Origin of the sequence: Myxococcus virescens (assembly GCF_900101905.1) — a bacterium.
Lineage (GTDB): Bacteria > Myxococcota > Myxococcia > Myxococcales > Myxococcaceae > Myxococcus > Myxococcus virescens.
This window is the reverse complement of record NZ_FNAJ01000016.1, coordinates 160,583-179,421: the sequence shown is the minus strand read 5'-3', so window position 1 is coordinate 179,421 and position 18,839 is coordinate 160,583. Positions and strand designations below refer to the sequence as shown.

12 protein-coding genes are annotated in these 18,839 nt (G+C 70.4%); 4 read left to right on the top strand and 8 right to left on the bottom strand.

Annotated elements, in window-relative coordinates:
• Positions 1 to 324, top strand: a 324-nt coding sequence (locus tag BLU09_RS31630; protein WP_143043141.1) for an IS30 family transposase, incomplete at its 5' end; no start/stop codon positions are given.
• 339 nt (positions 325 to 663) lie between these two features.
• Here the strand turns inward: BLU09_RS31630 and BLU09_RS31625 are convergent.
• The 6 genes from BLU09_RS31625 to BLU09_RS31600 form a co-directional block, all read right to left on the bottom strand.
• On the bottom strand, positions 664 to 1,395 hold the full coding sequence (locus BLU09_RS31625) for a type IV toxin-antitoxin system AbiEi family antitoxin domain-containing protein (protein WP_090494167.1): 732 nt from the start codon (positions 1,393 to 1,395) through the stop codon (positions 664 to 666).
• 96 nt (positions 1,396 to 1,491) lie between these two features.
• A complete protein-coding gene (locus tag BLU09_RS31620; protein ID WP_090494165.1) occupies positions 1,492 to 2,025 on the bottom strand; it encodes an OmpA family protein in 534 nt (177 codons plus the stop codon).
• 89 nt (positions 2,026 to 2,114) lie between these two features.
• Positions 2,115 to 3,488 carry a sigma-54-dependent transcriptional regulator gene (locus BLU09_RS31615; RefSeq protein WP_090494163.1) on the bottom strand — a complete coding sequence of 458 codons (1,374 nt, stop codon included), beginning with the start codon at positions 3,486 to 3,488 and terminating at the stop codon, positions 2,115 to 2,117.
• Positions 3,478 to 5,592, bottom strand: a complete 2,115-nt coding sequence (locus tag BLU09_RS31610) for a two-component system sensor histidine kinase NtrB (protein WP_186817646.1) — start codon at positions 5,590 to 5,592, stop codon at positions 3,478 to 3,480. Before BLU09_RS31610 ends, BLU09_RS31615 begins: the two co-directional genes overlap by 11 nt.
• 244 nt (positions 5,593 to 5,836) lie before the next feature.
• Positions 5,837 to 6,631 carry a DUF3014 domain-containing protein gene (locus BLU09_RS31605; protein WP_244172192.1) on the bottom strand — a complete coding sequence of 265 codons (795 nt, stop codon included), beginning with the start codon at positions 6,629 to 6,631 and terminating at the stop codon, positions 5,837 to 5,839.
• A gap of 192 nt (positions 6,632 to 6,823) precedes the next feature.
• The gene (locus BLU09_RS31600; RefSeq protein ID WP_090494158.1) at positions 6,824 to 7,441 is read right to left on the bottom strand and encodes a DUF2378 family protein; all 618 of its coding nucleotides are present in this window, start codon (positions 7,439 to 7,441) and stop codon (positions 6,824 to 6,826) included.
• Between the two features lie 282 nt (positions 7,442 to 7,723).
• Between BLU09_RS31600 and BLU09_RS31595 the strand changes: the two genes are divergently transcribed.
• Positions 7,724 to 10,462, top strand: coding sequence for a bifunctional acetate--CoA ligase family protein/GNAT family N-acetyltransferase (locus tag BLU09_RS31595; RefSeq protein ID WP_167371202.1), 2,739 nt, complete (start codon positions 7,724 to 7,726; stop codon positions 10,460 to 10,462).
• A 130-nt stretch (positions 10,463 to 10,592) separates the two neighbouring features.
• Here the strand turns inward: BLU09_RS31595 and BLU09_RS31590 are convergent, their stop codons facing one another.
• Positions 10,593 to 11,186, bottom strand: coding sequence for a DUF4142 domain-containing protein (locus BLU09_RS31590; protein ID WP_244172191.1), 594 nt, complete (start codon positions 11,184 to 11,186; stop codon positions 10,593 to 10,595).
• Between the two features lie 1,668 nt (positions 11,187 to 12,854).
• Between BLU09_RS31590 and BLU09_RS31585 the strand changes: the two genes are divergently transcribed.
• The gene (locus tag BLU09_RS31585) at positions 12,855 to 15,404 is read left to right on the top strand and encodes a DEAD/DEAH box helicase (RefSeq protein WP_090494154.1); all 2,550 of its coding nucleotides are present in this window, start codon (positions 12,855 to 12,857) and stop codon (positions 15,402 to 15,404) included.
• A 6-nt stretch (positions 15,405 to 15,410) separates the two neighbouring features.
• Here the strand turns inward: BLU09_RS31585 and BLU09_RS31580 are convergent, their stop codons facing one another.
• Positions 15,411 to 15,905 carry a hypothetical protein gene (locus BLU09_RS31580; protein WP_090494152.1) on the bottom strand — a complete coding sequence of 165 codons (495 nt, stop codon included), beginning with the start codon at positions 15,903 to 15,905 and terminating at the stop codon, positions 15,411 to 15,413.
• 251 nt (positions 15,906 to 16,156) lie between these two features.
• Between BLU09_RS31580 and BLU09_RS31575 the strand changes: the two genes are divergently transcribed.
• On the top strand, positions 16,157 to 18,826 hold the full coding sequence (locus BLU09_RS31575) for a phosphoenolpyruvate carboxylase (RefSeq protein WP_090494150.1): 2,670 nt from the start codon (positions 16,157 to 16,159) through the stop codon (positions 18,824 to 18,826).
• Positions 18,827 to 18,839 lie beyond the last annotated feature (13 nt).

The window sequence follows — 18,839 nt, the reverse complement described above, 5'->3', positions numbered from 1 at the left end:
CAGCAGATTGGCCAGCTGCCGCAGGCCCTGCGCCGCAGCCTCACCTGGGACCAGGGCAAGGAGATGGCCGAGCACGCGCGCTTCACCATCGACACCGACGTCCAAGTCTATTTCTGCGACCCCCACAGCCCGTGGCAACGCGGCAGCAACGAGAACACCAACGGACTACTGCGCCAGTACTTCCCCAAGGGCCTGGACTTGAGCGGCCTGTCGCGCGCCCAACTCGACGCCGTCGCCCATCAACTCAACACCCGCCCCCGCCAGACACTCGACTGGCGTACCCCCGCAGAGGTATTCGCTCAAAGTGTTGCGATGACCGGCTGAAACCGCCGCCAAAACCCCCGACATTTCCGAACAGCGAGCTCCGTGTCCGCGTCCGAGCCCCCACCGCTGAGGCCACATCGGGGGCGGGCACCCAGCGTTCGGGCACATATCCGTTGGGTTCAGCGCTCTTGGGGGCTGGCCCAACGGCTTGCACCTCTCGATGGCCCGAGACCTGACGGGGCGCAGTGAGCCTGCGTGCAAACACCCATCCGTCGAGCTCGGCGGTCCTTGGGCCTGGCCTGATGGCTTGCGCCCCTCCGGATGGCCCGGCCCCGGACGCGGCCGGGTTCCCTGCGCGCGGAGAACCATCCGTTGGGCTCAGCGCTCCTTGGATTCGGCTCAGCGGCTTTCGCTCTCCGGATGCCCCGGGAGTTGATGGAGCAGGGGCGCTTCCAGGAGCTTCGCCCGTGCCGCCTCGCGCGCGAGGAAGGCCTGCCTCGCGCGCAGGATGTCCTGGCCTCGTCGTGCTTCGAGGACTTCGAGATAGGGGCCGACACTCTTCCTGACGCGGCAGATTTCCGCGAAGTGTCGAACCTCATCCGAGGTGGTGAGCCCTGAGAGGAGGGCGTCGTGGAGTGCTCGCACGGCGATGGGGAATCCCAGCTTGTTTCGATACTTGAACAGGTCCGCGACCGTCTTCGCGACGCCGTAGACGGTGATGGGCAATCCCCAGAGCAGGCGGTGTTCGATGCCCTCGGTCTGTGCTCGCCCCGAGAAGCGGACCACCTGGAGCGGTGGCTGGTCCCAGCGCGGTTTACGCGCATGCGCTCCAATGGCCATCCAGACCTCTGTGGGGGATTCAGGCAGCAAGCCGTGGACCCACAGCGCGGACTTCAGGCAGAGCACACCCCGGGGGACGCGCTTCACGGCGATGGCCGCGGCTGTCACCATCGCGCTCGATCGCGCCCAGACGCCGGGCGCGACTTCTCGCAGGGCTCCGATATTGCACAGCAGGTTGAGCTGGCTGCGTGGAGCGCCATGTGTCTCCAGGTCTCGAGACCGTAGCAACCCCAACGACTCCGCCAATCCGGCCACGGAGGGCCGGGACTTGTAGCCAGGCCTCCGGCGCATTCTGCTTCCCATTCCCCATCCCTCCCCAGCGCCCGGTGTTACCGGAGCGCATTCCGGGAACAGCGTACCGGGGAGGCCCGACAGACTTCCTGCGGCTCAGCGTGTGGCCTGCTCCTTGGAGGAGAACGTGAACTCCGCGCGGCGGTTCTTGCGGAACGCCTCTTCCGTCTGGGTGTCGGTCAGTGGCCGCTCCTCGCCGTAGGAGACGATGGAGAGCTGCTTGGGCTCCACGCCCAGGTTGCGCAGGTAGTCGCGCACCACCGCCGCGCGCCGGTGGCCCAGCGCGATGTTGTACTCCGTGGTCCCCAGCTCGCAGGTGTGGCCCGACACCGTCACTCGCGTCAGGGGCCGCTCCCGCAGGCCCGTGGCGAGCTGCGCGAGCATGTCGCGCGACTCGGGCCGCAGCGTGGCCGAGTCGAGCTCGAAGTACACCGGGTCGGCGGACAGCGGGCTCATGGCCCGGCGGGACGCGTCCTCGTCTTCATCGGAGGTCCGGTGGGACGTTGCCGCCGTGGCGGTGGGGCTGTGCTGCCGGTCCGGCAGGTTGTCCGTGACGGAGGATGTCTTGGGCTTCGAGGCGCAACCAACCAGACTGACCGCGGCGAGGAGGGACAGGAGGGTTCGGTTCATGCCTTGTGTCATCTACAAGGCCCGTGCCGTGCTCCCATCCCTCTGAGACATCTCAACCGTGGCCCGCGCACCATTGCAGCGTGCCCAGGTCAGCGTTGCGGATTGCCTTCCGCGCGCTCGCGCCGGTGGATGGTGGAGACGTCGATGCCGAGCAGCTCGGCCGCCTTCGTCTTGTTTCCCCCGCAGCGGGCCACGGCCCAGGCGATGTACTCCGTCTCCAGCTGCCGCAGGGGGATGATGGTGCGCTGTGCCGCGGCCAGCGGGTGGTTCTCCTGGCTGGTGTCCGAAGGCAAGTGGGGGCGCAGTTGTGGCAGATCCACCACCTCCGTCGAGCCGAGCACGACCAGCCGCTGCACCAGGTTCTCCAACTCGCGCACGTTGCCCGCCCAGGGCAGGGCCCCCAGCGCTGCCAGCGTCTCCGGGGAGAACCGCTGCACGACGGAGCGCGGATTGCGCGCCTTGGCCTGCTGGAGGAAGTGCTCGATGAGTGCGGGGATGTCCTCGCGGCGCTCGCGCAGGGGCGGCAGCCGCAGCGTGACGACGTTGAGCCGGTAGAAGACGTCCGCGCGGAAGCGGCCTTCCTTGACGCGCGTCTCCAGGTCCTGGTGCGTCGCGGCCACCACCCGCACATCCACCGTGCGCGAGCCGTCCGCGCCCACGGCCCGCACCTCGCCGTCCTCCAGCACGCGGAGCAGTCGGGCCTGGAGCTCGGGGGCCATGTCGCCAATCTCGTCCAGGAACAGCGTGCCGCCGTCCGCCTCCACGAAGAGGCCACGCCGGGCCGTGGTGGCGCCGGTGAAGGCGCCTTTGACGTGGCCGAACAGCTCACTCTCCAGAAGCGCGTGTGGCAGCGCGGTGCAGTTGACGGCCACGAAGGGCCCCGCGCGCCGGGTGCCCTCGAAGTGCAAAGCCCGGGCGACCAGCTCCTTGCCGCTGCCGCTCTCGCCGCGCACCAGCACCGGGGCGCCGGACCACGCCACCCGCTCAATCAACGCGTAGAGGTCGCGCATCGCGGCGCTGCTGCCCACCAGGGCGCCCAGGCCCCCACGGTCCGCGGCCTGCTGCTTGAGCGTGCGGTGCTCGGTGCGCAGGCGGCGCTGCTCCAGCGCGCGCTCAAGTGACAGGCGCACCTCGTCCAGCCGGAAGGGCTTGGTGAAGTAGTGGAACGCGCCGCGCTTCATCGCCTCCACGGCGCTCTCCACGCCGCCGAAGGCCGTCATCATCACCACGGGCAGGTCCGGGTCCAGCTTGCGCGCGGCGTCGAGCACGTCGAAGCCGTCCACGTCCTGCATGCGCAGGTCGCACAGCACCGCGTCGTAGACGCGCGCGCGCAGCTGGGCGATGGCATCCGCGCCGCCGGTGGCGATGTCGACCTTGTAGCCGTCGTCCGTCAGCGGTTCCTTCAACATCTGCCCCATCTCGACGTGGTCGTCGACGACGAGGACCCTGGCTCTAGACGACATGTCGCTCCTCTCCGGCGGGCGCCGCGGCGGGCCAGCGCACGGTGACGCGGGTGCCTCGCTCTGGCGCGCTGTCCAGTTCGATGCGGCCTCCGTGGTTGCGCACGATGTGCGCCACCATCGTCAGGCCCAGTCCGGTGCCCTGGCCGCGCTTCTTGGTGGTGAAGAAAGGGTCGAAGACCTGGTGGACGTGGTGGGGGGCGATACCGCAGCCGTTGTCCTCGACGTCCACGCGCACCATGCCCCAGGCGCCCGGGGCGTCTCCGGTGTCCATGCTCGCGCTCAGCCGGACGCGTCCGCCGGCCCCGCACGCGTCACACGCGTTGAGCACCAGGTTGATGAGCACCTGCTGGAACTGGTCGGGGTCGGCCGCCACCGCGGGCACGGGCGAGGTGACCGTCACCTCCAGCTTCAGGCGCCGCCGCTCGGCCTCCATCCACAGCAACTCCCGCACGCTGTGCACCAGGGGCTCCAGTGGGACCGCCTGCGCATCCGCTGGTTGGAGCCGGGAGAAGTCGAGCAGCTGGCGCAGCGTCCGGCTCACCCTGTCTATCTGACCGACGATGGTGCCCAGGCCGGCCGCCTGGGGGTGCTCGCGTCCCAGCTTCTCCTGCACGTACTCGGCCCGGCCGCGGACGATGCCCAGCGGCGTGCCAATCTCATGGGCGATGCCCGCCGCCAACACGCCCACCGTGGCCAGCTTCTCCGCGCGCAGCAGCTGTCCTTCCAGCGCGCGCAGGCTGCTCAGGTCCTCGAGGACGACCAGCGTATGGACCTCCGGCGTGTTCGGCTCCAGCGGCACCGCGTGGACGTTGTACTGGCCGGGCTCTTCGAAGAGGCAGAGCGGTTCACCGTGGAGGCTGCGCACCCGGCCGTCGCTCGTGGCCGCGTGAACCAGGTCCTCCAGTCGCTGGATGACGGGGGCCTGGGCGTGGGGAAAGGCCGCCGTCAGGGGCTGGCCCACGACGTCCGCCGGCATGCGGGCGCTCAGCGCGCGGTTGGCGGCGGAGATGTGCCGGGTGGAGGAGAGCGCCAGGACCCCGGTGGGGATGTTGTCGAGAATCTTCTGCGTCTTGTCGTGCAGGTGCGCCAGCCGCTGCGCATGGAGCTGGCTGTCCCGCAGGGCTTCCGCCCGGCTGCGCGCGAGCACCACGTACACACCGAAGGCGATGAGGAACCCGGAGACGAGCACCGCCGCGAGCGACAGGCGCAGCACGAGGCCGCGCTCATGGCTCCGGAGCACGCGCGTCGACGCGAGCGTCGCCACCGGCCAGGCCGCGCCATTCTTGAACCGCACCGGGCTGAAGGTGGCCACCACCTCCGAGTCGCCCAGGCCGAGGCGGGCGGCCTCCTTGCGCTCGATGATGCGCGTGCCCGACTCACCCGCGCGAAGCGCCCGCGCCAGCGCCGCGAGGCCGGGCGTCTGGTGGCCGTCGGTGTCCAGCCGCCGGTACCTGTCCGCCAGGTTCGGGTGGGTCAACGCCGTCGGCGTTCCATGGACTCCCAGCACCAGCAGCTGCGTCTCCGAATCCGACGCGAGCAGCTTCAGCGGAGCGAAGCGCGGCTCTGCGTCCACCAGCACCACGACGACGCCGCCACTGTCCTGCGCGTCCTCCGGCAACGCGGTGGCGAAGGCGCGCAGCCAGCCCGATTGGGCCCGGGGAAGGGGCGGGGATGAGATGACGTGGCCCGGCGGATGACTGCGGGCCTGCTCCACGGTGAGGGCCAGGTCCTCCGCGGTGAACTGGTGCGTCATCGCCGCCGCGCTGCGCCGGTCCACCAGTCGGAGCCGTTCCTGCCCATCCGTTCCGAAGACGAGGATGGCCTTGTACTGACCCACCGCCTCCAGCAGGGCGCGCATCTCGCGCCGGTGCTCCTCGGCGGTGCCCGGCTGGGCCAGCAGCTCGCCCGCGAAGCGCAGGTCCTCCTCCGCGCTCTCCAGGGCGGCGGAGACGCCGCGCACCGCCTCCAGCAGCTGCGCCTGTCGCTCGCGGGCCATCTGGTCCACCAGCGCCTGCCGATCGCGCTGCATGAAGTGCAGGACGCCCGCGATGACGCCGGAGAGCATCAGACACAGCAGCAGCATGGGGAGGACAGGCAGGCGCATGAACACGGGAGGCAGGGGCGACACCGGCGCGGGGGCTCCGGTGCTTGCCGGGCCTCCACGCCGCCTGGCAGCGCTTCGTCCCGGAGGAAAGCTCCTCCGATAGCAACGCCCGTGCCCCTCGGCTCGTGCCTCTGCGCGGAGGCACAAACCCCATGGCGAAGCGCCGCAATCTGCATGGCCCCCGTTGCATCCTGCCAGGGCCAGCGCGGGTGACGCGCGCTGGCGAAGGCAGGCGGTAGCCGCCTCAGCGGCGGGACGCCTGCTGGGTGAGCTGTTGGGACGCCTCTCGCACCTTGCCCTGGATGCGGCGGAGGTTCTGCGGCCCCATCCGCAGGAGGTGCTTCTGCGCGGCCGTCAGCCCTTCGAGCTTCGGGTCGGCGTAGACGAACATCGCGCCCATGGGGACCACCTCGATGTCACCGTCGATGACAGGGACCGCGAGCACCTGCTCGAAGGCGAGGTGGAGCGTGGCGTCGAAGGTGCTTCCGGGGCGAGCCGTCTCCCTGTGGAGGCGCTCGGCCAGGTGACGCACCTCGCGGTAGGTGGACACCAGCACGCCCATGTCGAGCGAGCCCACCACCTTGCCGATGACGTCGTAGCGCGCGTAGCTCTGCTTTTCGATGACGAGCTTGCCGGCCTTGCGGCGTGCCTCGAAGGTGCCGGCCGGCGCGAGGAAGCTCACCGCCTCGCGGGGGCTGTCACCCTGGGCCACGTTGCCCACGACGGTGACGAAGCGGCGCAGCAGGTCCTGCTCCTTCAGCCACGTGGCGAACTCCGGCATGAGCGACGCCCGAGCGAGCCGTGTGCGCAGCTGCGCGTCCATCTCCGCGGAGGAGGGCAGCGGCGGCTCTGACCGCGGCGCCAATCCGGGGTGGGACGGCTTGGGGATGACCGCCATGGACGGATGCGGCAGCGCCGTCGCCGACTGGCGCAGCACCAGCCACGTGCCCACGCCCGCGAACAGCATCACCAGCGCCGCCACGCCCACGCCCCAGTGCATCCGGCGCTGGGACTTCGTCACCACTTCAGGGTTGCTCATGCGTCCATCCTCCGAGGGATGCCGCATGGGATTGCAGCCGCGATGCCAGCAGCGCCGCGCCGCCGTGACGCCGCGCGGTTCCCTCTGAGACGCGGGCCGCCGTGTGGCCCCGTGGCCACGCTCGGCTGCCTTGCGAGCGTGGCGTGCTGCGCGGCATCCCGTGGCGAAGCGCCACGGGGCGCGCAGGGGAGGCTACGCGCGAGGCCGGGACGCGCCCGAGTCGTCATCCGTGGCGCTGAGGGCGGCCTCGGCTGGCGCCTCGGACCAGCGGATGTGGAAGGTGGCCGCGGTGCCGTCGAACTCCTCGGGGATGCTGACCACCCGCCACCCACCGCACAGCTCCACCGCGCGTGCCAACAGGCCGGCGGAGAAGGTGGGCAGGTCCGCCAGCACGTCATTCATCCGCAGCTCCACCGAAGTGGGGCTGCGCTCGACGATTTCGACCACACTGAAGTTGTTGCCGGCGCGAAAGCCCATGCCCGCGCGAAGCAGCATCCGCCGGGGCCCGGCCAGCCGGACGACGCCCAGCAGGGCCCGGCCGAAGAAGGTGCCGAAGTACGCGTCCATGAACCGCTCGCCCAGCGAGTAGTAGGCCGCCTCGGCGGGGACGCCGCCGTAGACGTGGCCAGCGGCGATTCGGAGGAACTCCTTCCACTGCTCCAGGGTGTAGGCCCGCTCCAACTTCTGGTCGAGCTCCAACCCCGCCCGGCGCAGGTGCTCACGGCACGCCGGGGTGAGGCGGTTCTCGAGGGCGCGCACGAAGAGCGCCTCGACGGTCTGGTTGAAAACGAGCTTCTCGGAAGGAGTCATAGAGGCGCCCCGTATACACCGGGCGGGCCGTGGGATGCTTGCCTACCGGTGAAGTTTTGTTCAGTGAAACTGTCAGCGAGTGTCAGAACGACCTGCGTCACGTACTGGCTGTCGAAGCGACATGTGGGTGACACGCGCAGGGCGCACCTCCTGGTTCCTTGACGGGGAGTGCAGTTATTCCAGTTCTATCCCATTCGTGCGAGGACCTGGGAGGGGGGCGTCCACGGGCAGGCACGAGAAGGCCATTGCGCCCTGGCGAGCCCGGCCGCAATGACGGAGGCCATGGACACGCGCGCCCCTGGTACCTCGAAGACGGACCCGTCCTACAACGTGCTCCACCAGCAGCGGACGCGGCTTCCGCTGGACGTCCTCTTCGCGCCGCGCAGCGTGGCCGTCGTCGGGGCCACCGAGCGGCCCGGCAGCGTGGGGCGCACCGTGTTGTGGAACCTCATCAGCAACCCCTTTGGCGGCACCGTCTACCCCATCAACCCGAAGCGGCCCAACGTGCTGGGCATCAAGGCCTGGCCGTCCCTGGGAGCCTTGCCGGAGCGGGTGGACCTGGCCGTCGTCGTCACGCCCGCGCACGCGGTGCCCGGCGTCATCCAGGAGTGCGCGGAGTTGGGCATCCGGGGCGCCATCATCCTCTCCGCGGGCTTCAAGGAGATTGGGGCGGAGGGGGAGCGCCTGGAGCAGGAGATCCTCCGCATCGCGCAGGCGGCCCAGGTGCGCATCATCGGCCCCAACTGCCTGGGGGTGATGCGCCCGCCCAGCGGCTTCAACGCGACGTTCGCCGGCGCCATGGCCCGGCCGGGCAACGTGGCCTTCATCAGCCAGAGCGGCGCGCTGCTGACCTCCATCCTGGACTGGAGCCTGCGCGAGGCGGTGGGCTTCAGCGCCTTCGTGTCGGTGGGCTCGATGCTGGACGTGGGCTGGGGCGACCTCATCGACTTCCTGGCCGACGACCCGATGACGCGCTCCATCCTGCTGTACATGGAGTCCATTGGCGACGCGCGGGCCTTCCTCTCCGCGGCGCGCGAGGTGGCGCTCACCAAGCCCATCATCGTCATCAAGGCTGGCCGCACGGCGCAGGCCGCGCAGGCGGCGGCGTCTCACACGGGCTCGCTGACGGGCAGTGACGAGGTGCTCAGCGCCGCCTTCCGCCGCACCGGCGTGCTGCGCGTGGATTCCATCGCCGACCTCTTCTACATGGCGGAGACGCTGGCCCGGCAGCCGCGCCCCGCGGGCCGGCGCCTCACGGTGCTCACCAACGCGGGAGGCCCCGGGGTGCTGGCCACGGACGCGCTGGTGTCGGGGGGCGGCGAGCTGGCCACGCTCAGCGCGTCCACGCGCGATGCGTTGGACGCCTTCCTGCCGCCGCAGTGGAGCCACGGCAACCCGGTGGACATCCTGGGAGACGCGGACCCGGAGCGCTTCGCGAAGGCGCTGGAAATCACCGGCAAGGACGAAGGCAGCGACGGGCTGCTCGTCATCCTCACGCCGCAGGACATGACGGAGCCCACGCAGACGGCGGACCGTCTCAAGCCCTACGCGAAGCTGCAGGGCAAGCCGGTGCTGGCCAGCTGGATGGGCGGCTCGGAGGTCGCGGCCGGGGAGCGCATCCTCAACGATGCGGGCATCCCCACCTTCGGCTATCCGGACACGGCGGCGCGCATCTTCAATTACATGTGGCGCTACACGTACAACCTGGCGGGCCTGTATGAGACGCCTTCGTTGGCGCAGGCGGTGAGCAACGCCCGGGACGAGGTGCGCCGGTGGGTGGAGTCAGCGCGCGCGGAAGGGCGGACGCTGCTGACGGAGTACGAGTCCAAGAAGCTGCTCGCCGCGTATGGCATCCCCACCGTGGAGACGCGGCTGGCGGTGACGGAGGGCGCCGCGGTGGCGGAGGCCGCGGCCCTGGGTTTCCCGGTGGTGGTGAAGCTCCACTCGCTCACGGTGACGCACAAGACCGACGTGGGCGGCGTGCGGCTGAACCTTCCGGATGCGGAGGCCGTGCGCGCCGCCTTCCGGGGCATCCGGACGCGGCTGGAGGCGATGGGGCAGGGGAGCGCGTTCGACGGCGTCACCGTGCAGCCCATGGTGCGGCTGGATGGCTATGAGCTCATCGTGGGCAGCAGCGTGGACGCGCAGTTCGGTCCGGTGCTGCTCTTCGGCGCGGGCGGGACGTTGGTGGAGGTGTTCAGGGACCGGGCGCTGGGGCTGCCGCCGCTGAACACCACGCTGGCGCGGCGGATGATGGAGCAGACGCGCATCTACGAGGCGTTGAAGGGCGTCCGGGGCCGCCCGCCGGTGGACCTGAAGGCGCTGGAGCAGCTCATGGTGCGCTTCAGCCAACTGGTGGCGGAGCAGCGCTTCGTGAAGGAGGTGGATATCAACCCGCTGCTGGCCTCGCCCGAGCGGCTGCTGGCCCTGGACGCGCGCGTGGTGCTGCACCCGGCCTCGGTGACGGAGGCGGAGCTGCCGAAGCTGGCCATCGAGCCGTACCCGAACCAGTACGTGGCGCCCTACCGGCTGCGCAGCGGCGAGGAGATTCTGCTGCGGCCCATCCGCCCGGAGGACGAGCCGAAGATGGCGGAGTTCCACCGCACGCTGTCGGAGCAGACGGTGTTCCTGCGCTACGCGGGGCTGATGCAGCTGAGCACGCGCGTGGCGCACGAGCGGCTGTCCCGCATCTGCTTCAACGACTACGCGCGGGAGATGGCGCTGGTGGCGGAGCGCAAGGACGGAGAGCTGCTCGGCGTGGGCCGACTCACGCGGCTACGGGGCACGCGCGACGCGGAGTTCGCCATCCTCATCAGCGACCCGGTGCAGCGGCAGGGGCTGGGCGCGGAGATGCTGAAGCGACTGGTGGACATCGGCCGGGACTGGGGCATGGAGCGCATCGTCGCGGACATCCTCGCGGGCAACCGTGCCATGCAGACCATCAGCCGGAAGCTGGGCTTCTCCATCCTCCAGCATGAGGAGCTGTCGCCAGACATGGTGAAGGCCGTGAAGGTGCTCTGACGCGCGCTGGAGTCGGGCGTTCACCTTGCCATCGCCCCCAGCGACAGGGGGCATTGTCCGGACGCCGTCACGCGCGAAGCGCCGTCACGCCCGGGGCTGCGACTCCCGGGCGGACGGCTGCGCGTGGCGGCTAGGGCTGCTTCGCGTTGAAGAGGGTGGTCTGGATGTTCGAGGCCTCCTGGAGGTGGGCCTGGACCGTCTTCCGAATCGCCATCAGCTCATCCTTGAGCGCCGGGTTCTGCACTTGCATCGCGAGCAGGGAATCCCCCAGCAGGGCGGTACCGGCGTGGGCGGCGACCTGCGCATCCATCACCGACAGGTCGAAGGCCGGGGCCTGCGTGGCGCTCAGCAGGTCGATGGTCTTCTGTGCCGTCTGCTCGAGGTGCTGCGACACCGGGCTCTCCGCGGGTGCGATGCCCTGGGCCATGGCCAGCTGCTCCAGGCGCTTGATGACCTCTGAGTGCATGGTGACCATGCGTGCGTTGAAGTCACGTGCCGTCGGGTCGGTGGCTTGCGCCTGGCCCACCTGGCCCAGCATCACTTCGCCCGCGTTGGCCACCAGGAGCACGCCCAGAATCTGGCCGTCCGTGAGTGTCACTGGCTGGCCCGCGGCGGCCTGCTGGGGCCCCAGTGTGTTCTCGCTGGCGCTGCTCTCTCCGCAGCCGGCGAACATCACGGCCGTCCCCACCATCGCCACACCCAACATCGCTCGTGTGATTCGCATGACTGTTGTCCCCCTCAACTGCTGTTCAGCTGAACGTTGGGCAGTTGAAAAGCACACCGCCATGGCCGGGAAGCACGAGTGAGATGTGCACGCGACAACGCTTCGGTGGACGGAGGGGATAGCCCGTGGCGGCGCAGCGGCCCGTAGAAGTCCGTGCGGTTGCGGCTGGCCATGCGCGCGCTCCTTGCCCGTGCCGGAGTCGCCCAGAATCAGCGCCGCGCCTTCCGATGGCGCAGCCCGGGCGATGCGGTCGCGCACCATCGGCGATGGCGGGACTGGTGCCCGAAGGCCGCTCCGGCGTGGTGCCCGCGGCGATGCGGCTCAGGCCGGCGAGTTCGCGCGCATCTGGGCCTGGGCTTCCAGCCCGTCCACGCCCTCCAGCCGGAGGTAGAGCACCGGCGCGCGGCGGCGTCGAGGCCATGCTTCAGGCAGCCGGAACGAGGACGGGCACCGGGCCGCATGCGCTGATGGCGTTGGTGAACGATGTGATGGGGGACGTCTGGCCGCAGGGGGGCGCGGGCTCAGGTCATCCAGGCGACGCAGCCGACGACGTAGGCCGCGTCACATTGGTTTGAACGCGCGGGATGGGCGGCACGGTCCGCTCATCCCGTTTGCTTTTCGAGGAGCGCCGGGTCCAGGCGACACGCGCTCCGGCCGTTCCTCCATCGCGATTGCAACGCGCGTGGCGGTGAGGTGCACCGCGTGAGGTGGCGTCAGCGCCCCAGCATCCCACCGGACCGCGAGCCTCTCTCTCCGCTGCCGTCACCAGACGCGCTGTCGCCGCCACTGGCACAGTCCAGCCCTCGACTTCCCGAGGCCGAGCCCCCCGCGCTGCTTCCTCAGTTGCGCAAGCCCGTGGCTCTACCCGAGCCACTGCCGCCTTGGCCGGTGCTGCTGCCGCCCCCCGTCACGCTGTTGCCGCTCGACAGGCTGTCCCCACCGGTGGCGCTGTGGCCACCCGTGAGGCTGCCCCCGCCTCCGAAGCCACCTCGGCCAGCGCCGCTACCACCAGCGGCCCGGCTGCCGCTGTCACGCGGGCCACTGCCACCAACGGTCCAACCGCCGCTGTTCCGGGGGGCGCTGCCACCACCGGCTCTGCTGCCGCTGTGCCGCGGGCCGCTGCCGGGCATGTATGCGCTCGCGCCTGGAGTCTCGCTCCGGCTGCCGGTCCCGCCGTGGGCTCCCGCCCCCCCCGTGCCGGTGTCGGCGTGGCCTGGTGCCTGGCCCGGCCCTTCGCCAGCATTCCCGCCGTCAGCGGTTGGAATCGTGTCGGTGGGGGGGCCGCCTTCCAGCCCCGCGACAACCGGGGCCTCGGCAACATCGGCCTCGCCCACCGTGGGGTCCCGTCGCTGCTCACAGCCGCTCCAGAGGCAGGGCGCGGAAGCCAGACCTCCCAGCAGTGCCGCGCGCTTGAGGCGCGTCATCTTCTGTCTGACGGTTGTCCGCATCCCCACCCCCTGATCTTCAGTCCAGGGGCAACGGTATGGAGGGGGCCGGGGCCCGGGTATCGCGCCCGCGGACCTTGCGCCCGGAGACTCGCGGACACCCCTCCAGGGGGCCTTCCCCCGGCCCTTCCGTGCGGGAAGGGGGCGCCTGCCGTCACGCCCCGTGCCGCCGATTGCGATTTTCCCGGTAGGGGCCGGGCGCGCCGCCTATTGTCCACGGGTGATGGCCACCCCTGAAACCCAAGCTCCGCTCGCCGCACTGCTCCCCAAGAAGGGCGAACCGCCCCTGGACGCGGATGAAATCCTCAACCGCTTCGTCGGCTACGTGGCGGCCAATGGCTTGAGCCTCTATTCCGCCCAGGAAGAGGCCATCCTGGAGCTGCTGGCGGGCAAGCACCTGTTCCTCAAGACGCCCACCGGCTCCGGCAAGTCGCTGGTGGCGACGGCGCTCCACTTCAAGGCCATGGCGGAGGGGAAGGTCTCCTTCTACACCTGCCCCATCAAGGCCCTGGTGAACGAGAAGTTCTTCGCCCTCTGCGACGCCTTCGGCGCGGAGAACGTGGGCATGCTCACCGGCGACGCGAGCATCAACCGCGACGCACCCATCATCTGCTGCACCGCCGAAATCCTCGCCAACCTGGCCCTGCGTGACGCGAGCGCCCGCGTGGACTACGTCGTCATGGACGAGTTCCACTACTACTCGGACCGCGAGCGCGGCGTGGCCTGGCAGTTGCCGCTCATCGCGCTGCCGGACACCACCTTCCTGCTGATGTCCGCCACGCTGGGCCCCACGCACGTCATCGAGGAGAGCCTGGCGAAGCTCACCGGCCGGGAAGTGGCCACCGTGCGCAGCGCCGAGCGGCCCGTGCCGCTGGACTTCGACTACCGCGAGTCGCCGCTGCACGAGACGATTGAAGACCTGATTGCTCGCGGGAAGTACCCCATCTACCTGGTGAACTTCACCCAGCGCACCGCCGCCGAGCAGGCACAGAACCTGATGAGCGTGGACTTCTCCACCAAGGAGGAGAAGGAGGCCATCCGGCTGGCGCTCCAGGACGCGCCCTTCGACACGCCCTATGGCAAGGAGTTCCAGCGCTTCCTGCGCCACGGCATCGGCATGCACCACGCCGGCCTGCTGCCCAAGTACCGCCTGCTGGTGGAGAAGCTGGCCCAGCACGGACACCTCAAGGTCATCAGCGGCACGGACACGCTGGGCGTGGGCGTCAACATCCCCATCCGCACGGTGCTCTTCACGCAGCTCTTCAAGTTCAACGGCGAGAAGCTGACCACGCTGAGCGTGCGCGACTTCCAGCAGATCGCCGGCCGCGCGGGCCGCAAGGGCTTCGACACCCAGGGCAGCGTGGTGGCCCAGGCGCCCGAGTATGTCATCGAGAACATCAAGCTGGCCGCCAAGGAGGCCGCGGGCAAGAAGAAGACGCCCAAGGCCAAGCCGCCGCAGAAGAACTTCGTGCAGTACGACCGGAGCACCTTCGAGCGGCTCCAGAACGGCATGCCGGAGCCGCTGGAGTCCCGCTTCGCGGTGTCGCACGGCATGATTCTCAACCTGCTCCAGAGCGACCACCAGACGGAAGGCAACGGCGGGTACAAGCGGCTGGTGACGCTGGTGCAGCGCAGCCACGACTCGGACTACCTCAAGCGCCGGCACCTCAAGGAGGCCGCGCGCGACTTCCGCACGCTGCGCGAGGCGGAAATCATCGAGGTGGAGAAGGGGCAGGGCGGCTCGGGTGCCACGGTGAAGGTGGCGGGGGAGATGCAGCACGACTTCAGCCTCAACCACACGCTGTCGCTGTACCTGCTCGACACGCTGGAGCTGTTGGATCCGACGACGGACACGTACGCGCTCGACGTGGTGTCGCTGGTGGAGGCCATCCTGGAGAACCCGGACGTGGTGCTCTACGCGCAGCTCAACCAGCTCAAGGGCGAGAAGATCAACGAGCTGAAGGCGCAGGGCGTGGAGTACGACGACCGCATGGCGGAGCTCGAGAAGCTCGAGTGGCCCAAGCCCAACCGCGACTTCATCTACGGCACCTTCAACAAGTTCGCGCAGAAGCACCCGTGGGTGGGCGAGGAGAACATCCGGCCCAAGTCCATTGTCCGGGACATGTTCGAGCGGTTCATGTCCTTCCCGGACTACATCCGTGAGTACGGCCTGCAGCGCAGCGAGGGCGTGCTGCTGCGGTACGTGAATGACACGTACAAGACGCTGGTGCAGACGGTGCCGGAGCGCTTCCGCACGGAGGAGGTGGAGGACTTCATCGACCACCTGCGCGCCACGCTCCGGCAGGTGGACTCCAGCCTGCTGGATGAGTGGGAGCGCATGCGCAACCCGGACGCCGCCGTCGAGGCGAAGCCGGTGGTGGAGCTCAAGCCGAAGGAGCTCACCGACGACCCGAAGGCCTTCGCCGCGCGCGTGCGCGAGGAGCTGCACCGGCTGCTCAAGGCGCTGGGCCAGAAGCGCTACATGGACGCGCTGGCCATGCTGGACAACGCGCTGGGCGAATGGACGGCCCCCAAGCTGGAGCAGGCCATGGCGCCGTACTTCGAGGAGCACAAGGTCGTGGTGCTCACGCCCCAGGCGCGGAAGCCCGCCAACACCTTCTTGAAGGAGTCCGGCACGCGACTGTGGGAGACCCAGCAGCGCATCATCGACCCGGAAGGGCACGGCGACTGGATGATCGACTGCGAGATCGACCTGCGGGACAGGCGCCTGGATGAAGGCCCCATCCTGATGCTCCGCCGCATCGGCGTGTAGCCCGGCTCAGTCCTCGGAGGCCGGTGTCTCCGAGGGACGCGCCGCCGACAGCGACTCGGGCTCCGGCGGCGTCAACTCACTCACCTCCAGGCCGCCGCCCGCGCCTGGCGTGAGCACCATCCGCCATTCGCCCGCGGCCAGCACCACGCGGTCCGTCTCACAGCGCACCTCCAGCCCCGCGTCCTCGACGGTCCACGAGCCCGCCCACACCGTCGTGAGCGATTCGCAGCCGGCGTCGTCGCACGCCTGCGTCTCCGCCACCCACACCCGGCCCTCGGGCGCAGCGGGGCAGGACACCGGCTCCGCGTAGCGAAGGACGGGGCCGTCCACCTCACCCGGGCCCGCGTCGGGGAACATGGGCTCGGAGGGGAGCAGCTCCGCGCCACGCGCGGCCCTCGCCTCCCTGGGCACCCCGTCGAGCATCGCCGTCTCGGCCAGGGCCACCGGCGCGGCCAGCCAGCCACACAGCAACGTCACCTTCCACCCCCGCATCGTCCACATGGCGACAAGCTCCTCGGCCGCGGTGTCGTTCGCGGCCCACGGGAGGGCTGTTGTGCAAGGCCTGGACCGGGCGGGCGTGTGGCTCAGGAGCCACGGGGCCGGGTGGCTTTCGGGCGGTGGCGCGTGCTGGCGCGTTGCGGGGCCGAGTCGGTCGGGAATGACAGACGCATCGCCGTGATTCGCGGGCGCACGTCACTTTCTCGCGCGGAAATGCGGGCCAGTTCGCTGCTCAGCGGCTACCGTCGCACCATATGGCCCGACTGCGTGCCGTGGATCAGCCGCTGCGCCGGGATGTCCGCCTGCTTGGCCGGCTCCTGGGAGAAGTCCTCGTCGAACAGGAGGGGCAGGCGCTCTTCGACCTGGAAGAAGAAGTGCGCCGCCTCGCCATCCAGCGCCGCCGAGGCCCCATGGCCGGCCGGCGCGCGGTGGCGGCCGAGCTGGCGGAGGTGCTCCAACGCCTGCCGCTGGAACGGGCCGAGCCGGTGCTGCGTGCCTTCTCCGTCTACTTCCAGTTGGTGAACCTGGCGGAGCAGCACCACCGCATCCGCCGCGCCCGCACCCACGCGGAGGCCGCGTCCGCCAGGCCCCAGCGCGGCTCGCTGGAGGCCACGCTGCAAGTGCTCAAGGATGCGGGCATCCCCGCGGAGCGCGTGCGCGAGGCCATGCGCACCATGCGCGTGACGCTGACGCTCACCGCGCACCCCACGCAGGCCGTGCGCCGCACGCTGCTGGAGAAGCTCTACCGCATGGCGGGCCTGCTGGAGGAGCGGGACCGCTGCGAGCTGACGCCGCGCGAGTCCTCGGTGAACCTGGCGCTGCTGCGCGAGGAAATCACCCTCTTGTGGCAGACGGACGAGCTGCGCCGCGAGCGCCCCACCGTGGGTGACGAGGTGAAGAACGTCCTCTGGTACGTGGAGGAGGTGCTCGCGGACGAGCTGTCCCTGCTCCCCGAGCTGCTGGACTGGGCCTTCGAGCGCGCCTACGGCGAGCCGCTGGGGCCGGTGGACACGCCCGTGCGCATCCACTCATGGGTGGGCGGGGACATGGATGGCAACCCGCTGGTGACGCCCGACGTGTTCGCGGACACGCTGCGCGCGCACCGGGCCCGGGGACTGCGGCGGTTGCTGCTCGACCTGGAGCGGTTGGGCGGGCGGCTGTCCCAGTCGGCGCGCCACGCGAAGCCGTCCGAGGAGTTGCTGAGCTCGGTGGCGAAGGACGCGGAGGAGCTGCCCGACACCGAGCGCCGCTACGGCCCCCGTACCCCGGGCGAGCCGCTGCGGCACAAGCTGCGCTTCATGGAGGAGCGGCTGCACCGCGCGCTCCACTACGTGACGCAGCAGCGCGCCGGGGCGAGCGTCCCCATGCCGCAGGGCGCCTACCGCACGCCGGAGGCCTTGCTGGCGGACCTGGACGTGCTGGGCCGCGCGCTGGAGGCGTCGAAGGGCACGCACGCGGGACTTCGCGACGTGCGGCAGGTCCGGGAGCGGGTGCTCGCGCTGGGACTGTCGCTGGCGGAGCTGGAGGTGCGCGCGCCGGCCGAGGACGCGGTGAGCGCGGCGGGCTCGTTCGACGGGGGCCCGGCGCCGACGGAAGGTGGGGCGCGGCTCCTGGAAGTGCTGGCGCGGCTGAAAGAGGCCCAGTCGGAATCGGGTGAGCCCGCGTGCCGCACGCTCATCCTCAGCATGGCCAGCACCGCCGAGGACGTGCTCGCGGCCTTCCGCTGCTTGAAGCACGCGGGCCTGTGGGACGAGAAGCGGGGCTGCGCCACGGCGGACGTGGTGCCGCTGTTCGAGCAGCTGGGCGCGCTGGACTCGGGCCCGGACGTGCTGCGCACGCTCTTCGCGGACGCGGAGTACCGCAAGCACCTGGACGTGCGCGGTGGCCAGGAGGTGATGGTGGGCTACAGCGACTCCGGCAAGGAGGTGGGGCTCCTGGCGGCCAGCGCGGCGCTGTACCGCGCGCAGGTGGCGCTCACGGAGGTGTCTCGCGAGGCGGGCGTCCCGCTGCGACTCTTCCACGGCCGCGGCGAGTCCGTGGCGCGTGGCGGTGGTCCCGCGCAGGAGGCGATTCTCGCGCTTCCGCCGGGCGCGGTGGCGGGGGGCTACAAGGCGACGGAGCAGGGCGAGGCGCTGGACCACAAGTACGCGCGCCCGGAGCTGGCGCGGCGCACGGTGGAGCTCATCCTGGGCGGCGTGCTGCTGCACACGCTGGACGCGCAGCCGCGACCGGCGCCCGAGGCCGAGCGCACCTTCCGCACCGTGTTCGACACGCTGGCGGAGACGGGGCGCAAGGCGTACCGCGCCCTGGTGTGGGAGGACCCGCGGTTCCTGGAGTTCTTCACCGCCGCGACGCCGGTGGAGGAGATTGCGTCGCTGCCCATCGGCTCGCGCCCCAGCAAGCGCAGGGCGGGAGGCCTGGACACGCTGCGCGCGATTCCGTGGGTCTTCGCCTGGACGCAGAACCGGGCCATCCTCCCAGGCTGGTACGGCGTGGGCTCAGCGCTGGAGGCCTTCTCGAAGGAGGAGGGTGGGGCGGCGCAGCTCAAGCGCATGTACCGGGAGTGGCCCTTCTTCCGCGCCGTCATCGACAACGTCACCATGGTGCTGGCGAAGTCGGACATGGCCATCGCCGGGCGCTACGCGTCGCTGGCGCCTCCGGCCACCCGTTCGGTGTGGCGGCGCATCCAGCAGGAGCACCGGCGCACGCGCAGGCAGGTGAAGCAGCTGACGGGCGAGTCGAAGCTGCTCGACAACAACCCTCAGCTCCAGCGCAGCATCTCCCTGCGCAACCCCTATGTGGACCCCATGTCCTTCCTCCAGGTGGAGCTGCTCAAGCGCAAGCGCGAGGGCCAGGCGGAGGTGGATCGTCCACTGTTGCTCACGCTCAACGGCATCGCCGCCGGCATGCGCAACACCGGGTAGGCTCCGCGACGTC